9 protein-coding genes are annotated in these 13,014 nt (G+C 69.0%); 5 read left to right on the top strand and 4 right to left on the bottom strand.

All coding sequences use genetic code 11. The features are described 5' to 3' along the window. Window positions 1-88 precede the first annotated feature (88 nt). From AB0K67_RS17120 to AB0K67_RS17110, 3 genes are all read left to right on the top strand, one after another. On the top strand, window positions 89-1,402 hold the full coding sequence (locus AB0K67_RS17120) for a PTS transporter subunit EIIC (RefSeq protein ID WP_364060228.1): 1,314 nt from the start codon (window positions 89-91) through the stop codon (window positions 1,400-1,402). Window positions 1,403-1,702: 300 nt separating this feature from the next. Further along, a complete protein-coding gene (locus AB0K67_RS17115) occupies window positions 1,703-2,938 on the top strand; it encodes a PTS transporter subunit EIIC (RefSeq protein ID WP_364061361.1) in 1,236 nt (411 codons plus the stop codon). 209 nt (window positions 2,939-3,147) lie between these two features. Then, complete coding sequence (locus AB0K67_RS17110; protein ID WP_364060225.1) at window positions 3,148-3,558, top strand: Rv3235 family protein; 411 nt, start codon at window positions 3,148-3,150, stop codon at window positions 3,556-3,558. A 266-nt stretch (window positions 3,559-3,824) separates the two neighbouring features. Here AB0K67_RS17110 and secA read toward each other — a convergent pair whose 3' ends face one another. Continuing rightward, window positions 3,825-6,614, bottom strand: coding sequence for a preprotein translocase subunit SecA (secA, locus tag AB0K67_RS17105; protein ID WP_364060221.1), 2,790 nt, complete (start codon window positions 6,612-6,614; stop codon window positions 3,825-3,827). Window positions 6,615-6,838: 224 nt separating this feature from the next. On the opposite strand from secA, the gene AB0K67_RS17100 reads away from it, so the two are divergent. Both AB0K67_RS17100 and AB0K67_RS17095 read left to right on the top strand, forming a co-directional pair. Next, window positions 6,839-7,099, top strand: a complete 261-nt coding sequence (locus tag AB0K67_RS17100; RefSeq protein WP_364060218.1) for an HGxxPAAW family protein — start codon at window positions 6,839-6,841, stop codon at window positions 7,097-7,099. A 786-nt stretch (window positions 7,100-7,885) separates the two neighbouring features. Beyond that, window positions 7,886-9,085, top strand: coding sequence for a crosslink repair DNA glycosylase YcaQ family protein (locus AB0K67_RS17095; protein ID WP_364060215.1), 1,200 nt, complete (start codon window positions 7,886-7,888; stop codon window positions 9,083-9,085). Window positions 9,086-9,964: 879 nt separating this feature from the next. On the opposite strand, the gene AB0K67_RS17090 is transcribed toward AB0K67_RS17095, so the two are convergent. The 3 genes from AB0K67_RS17090 to AB0K67_RS17080 form a co-directional block, all read right to left on the bottom strand. Further along, window positions 9,965-10,663, bottom strand: coding sequence for a response regulator transcription factor (locus AB0K67_RS17090; RefSeq protein WP_364060212.1), 699 nt, complete (start codon window positions 10,661-10,663; stop codon window positions 9,965-9,967). Window positions 10,664-10,835: 172 nt separating this feature from the next. Then, window positions 10,836-11,504, bottom strand: a complete 669-nt coding sequence (raiA, locus tag AB0K67_RS17085; protein WP_364060209.1) for a ribosome-associated translation inhibitor RaiA — start codon at window positions 11,502-11,504, stop codon at window positions 10,836-10,838. Window positions 11,505-12,130: 626 nt separating this feature from the next. Continuing rightward, entirely contained in the window at window positions 12,131-12,931 is an 801-nt protein-coding gene (locus AB0K67_RS17080; RefSeq protein ID WP_364060206.1) for a ComF family protein, read from the bottom strand. Window positions 12,932-13,014 lie beyond the last annotated feature (83 nt).

Below are 13,014 nucleotides of genomic sequence, written 5' to 3'. Positions count from 1 at the left end.
GCCCGCCCCGCGCGAGCCTCCGAGACCGGGTTCGCCGCGTTCGTACGACCCCCCAGCCCCGGCAGAGACGCCTCCGGAGGAACGACCGGTGAACGAGACCACCGCCGCCCGGCCCTCGCCGTTCGCCCGCACGATGAGCGTGCTCCAGCGCCTGGGCCGCTCGCTGATGCTGCCCATCGCCGCCCTGCCCGCCTCCGCTCTGCTGCAGCGCTTCGGCCAGCCCGACATGCTCGGCTCCAACGGCCCCGCGCCCGGCGGCCTGGCCGACGTGGCGGGGCTGGCCTGGGTGAGCCGGGTGGCCGAGGTGCTGGAGGCCGCGGGCGCCGCGCTGTTCGAGAACCTGCCGCTGCTGTTCGCCGTGGGCGTCGCCATCGGGTTCGCCCGCAAGTCCGACGGCTCCACCGCGCTCGCCGCCGTCGTCGGCTACCTCGTCTTCGACCGGGTGACGAAGGTGATGTTCGCCGGCTCGGACATCAGGGAGACCGTGCTCATCCGCGAGGTCCAGCCCGACGGCATCAAAGAGATGATCAACTACGGGCTGCAGAACCCCACCAGGGTGCTCGGCGGCATCGTCATCGGCCTGCTCGCGGCCCTGCTGTGGCAGCGCTTCCACCGCGTCAAGCTGCCCGCGTGGCTCGCGTTCTTCGGCGGGCGGCGCTTCGTACCGATCATCACCTCCATCGCGGCGCTGCTCATCGGCGTGCTCTTCGGCTGGCTGTGGCCGGTCATCGGCGAGTGGATCCGGCACGCCGGCGAGGCGCTGGCCTCCGTCGGCCCTCTTGGCACCGGCTTCTATGGCCTGATCAACCGCCTGCTCATCCCCCTCGGCCTGCACCACTTCGCCAACTCCGTCGTCTGGTACGTCGTGCCGCAGTGCGAGGTGAACGGCCGCGTGCTCGGCGGCGACTGGAACTGCTACTTCGGCGGCGACCCGCACTCCGGCGAGTTCATGGCCGGTTTCTTCCCCATCATGATGTTCGCCCTGCCGGCCGCCGCGCTCGCCATGTGGCGGGCCGCGCCCGAGCACCGGCGCGCCCGCGTGGGCGGCATCATGCTGACGGCGGCGCTCGCCTCGTTCGTGACCGGCATCACCGAGCCGATCGAGTTCGCGTTCATCTTCGTCGCGCCGCTGCTGCTGGTCGTGCACGCGGTGCTCACCGGCGTGGCGATGGCGGTGACCACGCTGATCGGCGGGCAGCTCGGCTTCGGCTTCTCCGCCGGGCTGCTCGATCTGCTGCTGAACGCCAGCAAGTCGAACACCGAGAACTTACCGGGCATCCTGGCGATCGGTGCGGTCTACGGCGTGCTGTACTACGTCGTGTTCACGTTCCTCATCCGCCGGCTGAACATCCAGACGCCGGGCCGCGAGCCCGAGCCCGACGTGGACGCGGGCGAAAGCTGACCGGCGCTCCCTCACACCTGACACGGTCACCCGCGCCTGACACGGTCACCGTCGCCTGACACCGTCTCCTACGCCCATCGCCGCCACCCACGCCTTGGGGACGGTTTCCCGCACCCATCATCGTCACGCGTGCCTGGGGACGGTTTCCCGCACCCGCCACCAGGGCAGGAAATCGGCGATCCCCCGTGACACGAGCCGGGCGCGCGGCGGCCGGCTCGGGAAGAGGGGTGATCGACGGCCGTGCCGCCCGCCTGGTCGTCCGCGGCGTTCGCCGTGCTGCAGCGCATCGGCCGCTCGCTCATGATGCCCATCGCGGTCCTGCCGGCCGCGGGGCTGCTGTTCCGCTTCGGCCAGGACGACCTGCTCGGCGTGGACGGGCTCGGCGGCACGCTCCCCTGGCTCCTGCCGGTGGCCGGGGTGCTCGCGGCGGCCGGAGGCGCGCTGTTCGAGAACCTGCCGCTGCTGTTCGCCGTCGGCGTGGCCATCGGGTTCGCCCGCAAGTCCGACGGCTCCACCGCGCTGGCGGCGCTGGTCGGCTACCTGGTGTTCGACCGGGTGACCAAGACCCTGTTCTTCGAGGCCGGGCACGGCGCCGTCTACACCAAGGTCGCCGTGACCCTGCGCGACGGCTCCCCCACGCTCGACCTGGGCGCCCAGAACCCGACCGGCGTGCTGGGCGGCATCGTCATCGGCATCACGGCCGCGCTGCTCTGGCAGCGCTTCTACCGCGTCAAGCCGCCGCCCTGGCTGGCCTTCTTCGGCGGGCGGCGGGCCGTTCCGATCATCACCGCCGTCGCCGCGCTGCTCATCGGCGTCGCGTTCGGCCTGCTGTGGCGGCCGATCGGCGACTGGCTTTCGAACGTCGGCGACTGGCTGTCGGCCCACGGAACGGCCGGCACCGGCATCTACGGCGTCGCGAACCGCCTGCTCATCCCCGTCGGCCTGCACCACTTCCTCAACACCATCGTCTGGTTCACCCTCCCCGAGTGCCGGGCGGGCGTGAACGGCGCCACCAGGGACGCCTCCGGCGATCTCAACTGCTACTTCGCCGGTGAGCAGGGCGCCGGGATCTTCATGACGGGCTTCTTCCCCGTCATGATGTTCGGCCTGCTGGGCGCGGCCATCGCGATGTGGCGGGCCGCACCGCCGCCCCGGCGCAAGGCGGTCGGCGGCATCATGCTCTCGGCCGGGCTGACGGCGTTCGTCACCGGCATCACCGAGCCGCTGGAGTTCGCCTTCATCTTCGTCGCGCCCGTGCTGTTCGTCCTGCACGCGCTGCTCACGGGCCTGTCGATGGCGCTGATGGCCGAGCTGGGCGCGCGGCTCGGCTTCACGTTCTCGGGCGGTGCCATCGACATGGCGCTGAACGCCACCAAGTCCAACACCCACGGCCTGCCGCTGATCCTGGCGTTCGGGGCCGCGTACTTCGTGCTCTACTACGTCGTCTTCGCCGTCCTGATCCGCCGCCTCAACCTGCCGACCCCGGGCCGAGAACCAGACACTGACTCACAGAAGGACACGAAAGCCCCCTCCTGATCAATTCAAGACACCCGAAATCACCGCTTCGCCCTACCCGAAACCGCTCATGGCGACCCCGGGACCACTCCAACTCGGGACCGACTTCCGCCGCATCAGCGGACATACCGCCACCCCACCCGCCGAAGTTGGTGGCGGTTGTATTGCTCGGCCGGACCGAAAACTCCTAGAAGCGTTTCCTTCTCTCCCCTATGAAACGGAGGTTCGCCATGGCCCTCGACTCCACCGCCGCAGCCTCGTACGACGAGGGCCACCGCACCCACGGATCCCTGGCGCTCGACCGCCCTCCGATGGTGTGGGGCCCCGCCGGAGCTCCGCCCGACGAACGCAGGCTGCGCCACCTCGCCCAGGCCCTGGCCGAGGTGCTGGCCGGCCGCCGCCCCGCCACGACCGTGGCCGACCGGCTCATCGCCCGCGCCTACCGCGACCTGGTGCGCATGGGCCGCATGTACCACGGCAACCGCCCGCCGTTCGCGGGCCGCGTCCACCTGACCGAGCCGTGCGACGGCGCCATCGAGATGTGCACGCTCATCCACTGCTGCGACCGCGACCACGTCCTCGCCCTGCGCCTGGAACGACGCGGCGCCCACTGGCTCTGCACCGCCGTCGAAACCGCCTGAACCGGCACGACAGGACGAACTCCGGCGAGAACAGCACGAACCACAGCGAGACCGCCACGAACGCCAGCAAGGACAGGACGAACTCCGGTGAGACACCACGAACACCGGCAAGGACAAGACGAACTCCGGTGAGACCACCACGAACACCGGTGGGAACAGCACGAACCCCCGCCCTCACACGAGAGCGGGGGCCCAGCGAGAACGATGCGGCTACGGCCGTGGCGACCAGAAGACCGCCACGGCCGGGACCGCAGTCTCTGCCTGCCTCAGGCGGCGTTCTTCGGGTCGCCGTGGCAGCGCTTGTACTTCTTGCCCGAGCCGCAGGGGCAGGGCGCGTTGCGCTCGACGTTGCCGTACGCCGCGCGCTCGGCCGCAGTGGTGCGCACCTTGACGTGCTCCACGTCGCCCTGCTCGCCGGGCGCGGTGTATTCGAGCTCCGCCGGACGCTGCGGCCCGCGCAGCCCGCGCGCGATGATCGAGCGGGTCTCCGCGATGGCGGCGTCCTCTTCCTCGACGATCGGGTTTTCCTGCACCTCGACCTCGAGGTTGAACAGGAAGCCGACAGAGTCCTCCTTGATGCCCTCGAGCATCGCGGTGAACATCTCGTAGCCCTCGCGGGCGTACTCGATCTTCGGGTCCTTCTGCGCGTAGGCCCGCATGCCGATGCCCTCGCGCAGGTAGTCCATCTCGTAGAGGTGCTCGCGCCACTTGCGGTCGAGGACGGACAGGATGACCCGGCGCTCGAGGTCGCGCATGGTCTCGGCGCCGAACTCCTGCTCACGCCGGTCGTAGGCGGCCAGCGCGTCGGCCTTGACCCGCTCGCTGATCAGCTCGGGGGTCAGCTCCTCGCGGCCGCCGGCCTCCTCGACGAGGTCCTCGATGCGGACCGTGATCGGGTAGAGCTCGCCGAACGCCTTCCACAGCTTGTCGAGGTCCCACTCCTCGGCGAAGCCCTCGGAGGTGGCGCCCTGGACGTAGCCGTCGATGACCTCTTCGATGAAGCCCCGCACCTGCTGCTGCAGGTCGGCGCCCTCAAGCACGCGACGGCGCTCGGCGTAGATCACCTTGCGCTGGCGGTCCATGACCTCGTCGTACTTGAGAACGTCCTTGCGGATCTCGAAGTTCTGCTGCTCGACCTGGTGCTGAGCGGAGGCGATGGCCTTGGAGACGATGCCGGACTCGATCGGCTGGTCGTCGGGGATATTGAGCCGCGTCATGATCATCTCGACCCTGGCCGAGTTGAACAGACGCATGAGGTCGTCGCCCAGCGACAGGTAGAAGCGCGACTCGCCCGGGTCGCCCTGACGGCCGGACCGACCGCGCAGCTGGTTGTCGATGCGGCGCGACTCGTGGCGCTCGGTGCCGAGGACATAGAGGCCGCCGAGCGCGACCACCTCGTCGTGCTCGGCCTTGACCGCCGCACGCGCCTTCTCCAGCGCCTCGGGGTAGGCCTTCTCGTACTCCTCCGGCGTCTCGACCGGGTCGAGCCCGCGCTGGCGCAGCTCCTGGTCGGCGCGGAACTCGGAGTTGCCGCCGAGCATGATGTCGGTGCCTCGACCGGCCATGTTGGTGGCGACGGTCACGGCGCCCTTGCGGCCCGCCTCGGCGATGATCGCGGCCTCACGCGCGTGGTTCTTCGCGTTGAGCACCTCGTGCGGCACGCCGCGCCGCTTGAGCGCCCGCGACAGCCGCTCGGACTTCTCGACCGAGGTGGTGCCGACCAGCACCGGCTGGCCCTTCTTGTGGCGCTCGGCGATGTCCTCGACCACCGCGGCGAACTTGGCGTCCTCGGTCTTGTAGACGACGTCCGGCTGGTCCTTGCGGATCATCGGCCGGTTGGTCGGGATCGGGACGACGCCCAGCTTGTACGTCTGGTGGAACTCGTTGGCCTCGGTGGTCGCCGTACCGGTCATGCCGGCCAGCTTCTCGTAGAGGCGGAAGTAGTTCTGGAGGGTGACCGTGGCGAGAGTCTGGTTCTCGTCCTTGATCTTCACGCCCTCTTTGGCCTCGATGGCCTGGTGCATGCCCTCGTTGTAGCGGCGGCCGTGCAGGATGCGGCCGGTGAACTCGTCGACGATCAGCACCTCGCCGTCGGCGACGATGTAGTCCTTGTCCTTCTTGAACAGCTCTTTCGCCTTGAGCGCGTTGTTCAGGAAGCCGACCAGGTGGGTGTGCTCCGGCTTGTAGAGGTTGTCGATGCCGAGCCAGTCCTCGACCTTCGCGACGCCCGACTCCAGGATGCCGACCGTGCGCTTCTTCTCGTCGACGATGTAGTCGCCGGTGCTCTCCTCGCCGGGGTTCTTCGCCTCGACGCCCCTGCGCAGGCGGGGCACGATCTTGGCGAACTCCTGGTACCACTTGCCCGACTGCTCGCCCGGACCCGAGATGATCAGCGGGGTGCGGGCCTCGTCGATGAGGATCGAGTCGACCTCGTCGACGATGGCGAAGAAGTGGCCGCGCTGCACGCACTCGTCCAGCGACCAGGCCATGTTGTCGCGCAGGTAGTCGAAGCCGAACTCGTTGTTGGTGCCGTACGTGATGTCGGCCTGGTACTGCTTGCGCCGCTCATCGGGCTGCTGGCCCGCGACGATGCAGCCCACCTCGAGGCCGAGGAAGCGGTGGACACGGCCCATCGTCTCGGCGTCGCGCTTGGCCAGATAGTCGTTGACGGTGACGACGTGGACGCCCTTGCCTGCGATCGCATTGAGGTAAGACGGCAGCGTACAGGTCAGCGTCTTGCCCTCACCGGTCTTCATCTCGGAGATGTTGCCCATGTGAAGGTTGGCGCCGCCCATGATCTGAACGTCATAGGGCCGCTGCCCGAGCACGCGGCGAGCCGCCTCGCGCACGGTAGCGAAAGCCTCAGGCAGGAGGTCATCGAGGCTTTCGCCGTCAGCGTGACGCTGGCGGAACTCGTCCGTCAGCGCACGCAACTCCGCGTCGGACAGGCTCGTGAAGTCGTCCTCGATGGAGTTGACCTGGTCTGCGATCCGCTTGAGCTTGCGCAGGATCTTGCCTTCGCCGGCACGTAGGATCTTGTCGAGAATGGCTGCCACTTTATGTAAAGCTCCTCGCAGGTCTACCCCGGCGGCGCCGCCAGGAGGAGAGGCCGAGACAAACTTCCCCGCCTGCCATCGTAGGCGGTCTCGCAACCAGACACAGCCACCGTGCCGACGAGGGCACCGAACCGGTCTGGGAGAATGAAGGGAAGGCAGAGGGTATGCCGGTGGAGAGCCGGCTCGCACCAATTGCGGGATTTCCGGCAAAGGAAGGATTAGTCATGGTTGAGGGGAAGAAGTCGGAGCAAACCGAGCATCTCGGCAGCCACGCCGGGCGCGCGTCTTCGTGGCTCGCGGTGGTCGTGATGCTGGTGGGAACGGTCGTGGCCGGCTTCGGACTCACGGCCTCGAACTGGACGATCGTGTGGATCGGCGCCGGTGTGTTCGTCGTCGGCGGAATCCTCGCCCTCGTCTTCGACATCTTCACCGACGTCGTGATCGACGCGCCCCGGGTGGGGATGCGCGCCGAGGATCATCGCTGACCCCAGGCTTCGCACGGCGGGCGCCCGAACACCGGGCCGCCCGCCGTTTCATATCCAGATCTTTGCGACTACGCCCGGGCGTGTCCCACCCCCACATTCCCCCTCGAACACCCACATTCCGCCCCGTCTTGTAGCGCTCACCGAACGTCCATCAGAAGATCTTCGACGCGCTCCGCGGGCCAGGCATGAAATCCGTCGCCGGATCACACGCCGGCAGCACTCAACGGACCCGCACCAGGCCGTCGATGGGGACGGCACGCCTTGTGGGCGAACCGGCCACACCGGCCAGGCGACCCACGAAAACGCTCACCAAATGAGCACGCGCAGCCTTCGTGCTCGGAACCATCGGCTGCACACGACAGGGCGGCACCTGCGCCCTTGAGCCGGGCACACGTGCCGCGCGTCGGACGAGTCCGATCGTCACCCGGCCCGCCCCGACGCGGACGTTGCCCGGCAAGCCGATACCACCCACCCTCACACGGACACTGCCCAGCAACCCGAAACCACCCACCCTCACACGGACACTGCCCAGCAACCCGAAACCACCCACCCTCACACGGACACTGCCCGGTAAGGCGAACCCAGCCGCACCGACGACCACTCCGCCACACCAAACCGCCCGACGAGCACCTCGCCACACCAAACCGCCCGACGCCGACGACCGGCCATCACGTGATCACCGTCGATGTCCTTCATTCGGTTCGTCTGGCCGGTTTGCTCGGCCGGCGGTTTTGTCGGTGGACGTCGCTAGATTGCTCGCATGCATCGCCGTACGGACTCGCAGATATGAGCGACGTCACCGACCTCACCCCCGACGAGGCCCGCCGCATCATCCTCCGCGCGCAGGGCCTCATCGGCGCCGATGCCCGCAAAGGCGGGGTGCACGCCATGCTCCGCAGGCTCGGCGCCGTGCAGCTCGACACCATCTCGGTCCTCGCCCGCTCCCACGAGCTGGTCGCCTACGCCCGGCTCGGCGCGATCGGCAGGGCCGCGGTCGAGCGCGCCTACTGGCACGACCCGGCGCTCAGCTTCGAATACTGGTGCCACGCCGCCTGCCTGCTGCCCATCGAGCACTGGCCGCTCTACTCGTTCCGGCGCCGGGCCTTCCGCGAGCGACGTTATCGCTGGCACGAGGTCCCCGACGGCGTCGAGAAGCTGCTCGACCAGGCCCGCGAGTCCGGCCCGCTGACCACGTCCGACGTGGGCGGCGCCAAGAACGGCGGCCCCTGGTGGGACTGGTCCGACTCCAAGATCGGCCTGGAGTGGCTGCTCGACATCGGCGAGCTGGTCTGCACCCGCCGCGTCGGCTGGCGCCGCGTCTACGACCTGGCCGAGCGCGCTGTTCCGCCGGAGCTGCTGGCCGAGGAGCCGACCGACGAGGAGTGCATCACCCGCCTGGCCGGCATCGCCGGTCGCAGTCTCGGCGTGGCCAACCGTACCGACCTCACCGACTTCCTGCGCCTCAAGGGCCGCTACGCCGAAATCCTCGACGAGGCCCTGCTCAGCGGCGCGGCCGGCCTGGTGCCGGTGACGGTCACCGGCTGGCCGGGCAAGCGTGGACGCCCCAACGCCTGGGCCGACCCGTCCGCCCTGGCCGCCGAGCCGCGCGGGCGCCACCGCACCACGCTGGTGTCGCCGTTCGACTCCCTCATCTGGCATCGGGGGCGCACCGAGCGCGTGTTCGGCTTCACGTACACGCTCGAGCTGTACGTCCCCAAGCACAAGCGCGTCCACGGCTACTTCACGATGCCCGTGCTGGCGGGCGGCCGCCTGATCGGGCGGGTCGACCCGGCCCGCGAGGGCTCGACCCTGGTGGCCCGGCAGCTCAGCCTGGAGCCCGGCCTCTCGGCCGCCAAGTGGGCCGACGCCATGCGCGAGGCCCTGTGGTCCGCGGCCTCGTGGGTCGGCTGCGACAACGTACGCGTCGAACGCGCCAACCCTCCGGAGCTCCTGCCCATCCTCAACACACGGCCCGACGGGGCGTAACCCGCAGCGACACTCGGCTCCCCTGCGTTCGTCCTCAGCACGCGCGCTGGGGACGAACGCGCTTAAGCCCCATGGCCCCGCCCAGCATGTGAGCGGGGCCGTGGGCCGGCAGTACGAACCGCCGCGCGCAGGGAGCTCACGCACCCGCCAGCTCACAAGACCGACGGCTCACGAGACCGGCCGCGCACCACAGACTGACCGCGAAAACCACACCACACACCACGCATCACACCCGACCGCAAGACCCGAGAACCGCTGGAGCCAACACCACTGCCCACGGCCGCCCACCGGTTCGCCGGGGCGGGGCTGCCCGTCGCGCAGGACGGTGCCGTCGCAAGACCTGCCCACTCACCAAGCCCAGGCATCAGGAGACCAGTCCAACGCGAAGGGCGAATACCTGCGGGTCCATCACGCAGGCAGACCGGTTCGCCGAACCTCACAGCGCCACAGCGCGCAGCAAGACCATAGTCCGCACCAAGCGGGCCAGCCCACACGACTGGCGACTGACAGGGCGGGGCAGCAGGGTGAGCCGGGGCGGGGCGGGAGTGTCGGCCCAGCACGGGCAGCACCCGCGAACCACCGAAATCACCGACCTACAACCCCAGGCAAGGCGGGCGATGCCGGCCCAGCACGAGCAACACCCGCGAACCACCGAAATCACCGACCTGCTGCGCCGGGCGGGACGGGAGTGTTGACCCGGGCGGGGCGGGGTTGTCGGCCGGGCGGGGCGGGGGGTGTCGGCCCGGGTGGGGGTGTCGGCCCGGGTGGGGGTGTCGGCCCGGGTGGGGGGTGGGGGTGTTGGCTGGGCGGGGTGGGGGTGTTGGCTGGGGGATCCCGGGATCGGCGGCGCGCGCGACCATCCGTGACGCTGTTCGGGGGTCAGGTGATTTCGAGCATGCGCTCCCGTACCGCGTAGACCACGGCCTCCATCCGCGAGTGCAGCTGCAGCTTGTCGAGGATGTTGCGGACGTGGTTCTTCACCGTGTTCTCGGAGATGAACAGTTGCTTGGCGATCTCCCGGTTGTTCATGCCTTTGGCGACGAGCCGCAGCACCTCCATCTCCCGGTCGGTCAGGCGGGGGACGGGCAGCTGGGGCGGACGTTCTGCCTCCTTGCGGCTCATGTTGGCGAACTCGCTGATCAGCTTGGCCGCCATCGCCGGGTTGATTAACGACTGGCCTTCGTGCACGCCCCGCACCGCGGCGGGGACGTCGTTGATCTGCACGTCTTTGAGCAGGTAACCGGTGGCTCCCGCCTTGATGGCCTCGAAGAGATCCTCTTCCTCGTCGCTCACCGTCAGCATGATGATGCGGGTGCTCGGGACGGAGGCCTTGATGCCTTTCGTCGCCTCGATCCCGTCCTGCTTGGGCATGCGCACGTCCATGAGCGCGACGTCGGGCATGAGGCGATCGGCCAGTTCGACCGCCTCCTGCCCGTCGCTCGCCTCGCCGACCACCTCGATGTCGGGCTCCGCGGCCAACGCCAGTGCCAGGCTCCGCCTGATCAGCTCGTGGTCGTCCACGATCAGCACGCGGATGGGTTCGCTCGACTGTGTGCGGGTCTCGCCAGACTCGGTCACGAGGCCTCCCTGATCCGCCTCGTGCCTGACTTTCCCTCGTTTCGCTCGCTCACCTGCGCCTGACTGAGCTCGCTCACGTCTCCTCCTCGTCGGGGGGCCAGAGCCGTTGAACCGCCATGATGGCACGTAACCCGCGGTTCTCGGGTGGTCGAGAAGATCTTTTAGCGTGTGATCAGGGCTCTACGAGCCGCAGCACGCCGTAGTTGTACCCACGTCTGTTGTAGACGACCGACGGCAGCCCGCTCTCCTTGTCACGGAACAGGTAGAAGTCGTGGCCGACCAGCTCCATTTCGAGTAGGGCCTGGTCGATGGTCATGGGTTCGGCTTTGTGGAACTTCTCCCGGACGATGAGCGGCCCCTCGCCGTCCATCTCGATCGGGACGATGTCGTCGTACTGCTGGTCGTTCTCCTGCCGCCGCTCGTCCTCTGCGGCTTCGGCCTGCCGGGGGACGGCGGTCTGGGTGCTCGGCTCCGGCTCAAGGGCGCCGGGCAGCGTTCTGGTGATCTCCGCCACGGAGGGCGGGCAGTGGTTGCCGTGATGGACCTTGCGCCGGTCGGCGAGCCTCCTCAGGCGGCCTTCCAGCTTGTCGAGGGCGAGGTCGAGGGCGGCGAACCGGTCGTCGGCCGAGGCTTCTGCACGGATTGTGGGTCCTCGCGAGTGGATGGTGAGCTCGACGCGCTCTCGCTGGCCGGCGAGACGCGGGTTGCGTTCCTTCGACACCTCCACATCGACCCGGATGAGTTTGTTGTCCAGACGTTCGATCCTGGCCAGCTTGGTCGTCACGTGGTCGCGGAACCGATCACTCACTCCTGTGTGCCGGCCCTTGACGATGATGTCCATGCAACAGCCCCCCTTCGTCTAACGACTGAGCAAGAGCGCCCGACGACAGGTGCGCCGGACCGGGTGCACTGTCTGCCTTTCTCTCACCGTTCCCCTCTTCCGACGGAGCGTCACCGGGATCTCGGAGGGCACCCGCCCGGCCGACCTGGTCTTCGACCCCACATCCGCCTGCTGAGGGTCTCGCAGCGCTGTCGCCACTACTGCCCTTCTCTTCTGACGGGGGACATCTGGACCCCCGGGAAGGCAGGACTTACCCCTAAGCCGCACCGTGATCGGTCGACAAAGAGTCGCCTTACGTGGACCGTTTTGCCTGCGGCTGGCATCGGCTAGCAGAGCCGGGGACCCCGACCCTGCGCAACCACGGACCCGAACGGGTGCCATGTCAGAACGCTATCCGCATCCAGCACGAATGTCAGCCGGAGGGTTGGCCGAAGGATCACTTTCCGTGATTTCCCCTGGGTGGGTAAGCGCTCGCCGATGTCCGCTTCAACCGGTCCGCAACCCTTATGGGGACGTGACTCCCGTACGCCCGACCCGGGGCACAGTGGTGACAGGACAGAGACATGTGGCCTCCTGGGCATATTGATGAAAATGATCTTTCTAACGGACGGTGACCGTAATAAAGGTCAAGATCTTCGGTAAGTCAGGCGTGTCGCGGCCACGGTCACCGCGAGTGGCGCCCTCACGCCGGCCGCCCGCAGCGCCCTCGCGGCCTCCGCGAGCGTCGCGCCGGTCGTGACGATGTCGTCCACGAGCAGCGCACAGGGCCCTGGAGGCGTTTTCACGGCTTGGGGCACCTGGAGTGAGCCTGCGAGATTTTCGGCTCTCTCAGTGCCGCTCAGGCCCGCCTGGTCGGTCACCATGCGTGCCTGCTCGAGCCCCAGCCACAGCTCCGCGCCCAGCCCGAGCCCCCGCAGCCGGTCCGCGACCAGCGCCGCCAGCCGCCCCACGGGGTCGTGCCCCCTCCCCCTGCGCATCCTGCGTGAGCTGGGCACGGGCACCACCGCGAACCTCTCCGGCGGCCGCCACCGCCCGAACGCCGCCGCCGCTGCACGCCTCTCCGGCAGAGGCCACCCGAAGGCCGCCGCGCGCCTCTCCGGAGACCACCGCCCGAACGCCGCCGCGTGCCTCTCCGGAGGCGGCCACCACCCGAACGCCGTCAACGCCGCCAGCGTGACCGCCTCCGTCAGCGCCCCGGCCACCGCCACCGCGCCCCGCTCCTTGTAGGCCAGGATGAGGCGGCGCACCGAGCCGGTGTACGGCGCCGCCGACCAGCAGTCGGGCAGGCCGGGCGGGGCCGGGTCGGGCATGCGCCGCGCAGGCGCGGCGGTGAGCGCTGCGTGGCAGCCGGCGCAACACGACGCCCCCTTCGCCCCGCACCCCACACAGGCGGCGGGCAACACCAGATCGAGTACGGCGGTCAGCACGCGCCCCAGCATGCCGCCCGCCACCGACAATTCCGCCCCACGGCCGAGGGCCCCGCGCAAATGCCCTTTGTGTCCTCTACCTG

This window comes from Nonomuraea sp. NPDC052634 (assembly GCF_040678535.1).
Classification (GTDB): Bacteria; Actinomycetota; Actinomycetes; order Streptosporangiales; family Streptosporangiaceae; genus Nonomuraea; species Nonomuraea fastidiosa.
This window is presented reverse-complemented; position numbering and strand designations above follow the sequence as displayed.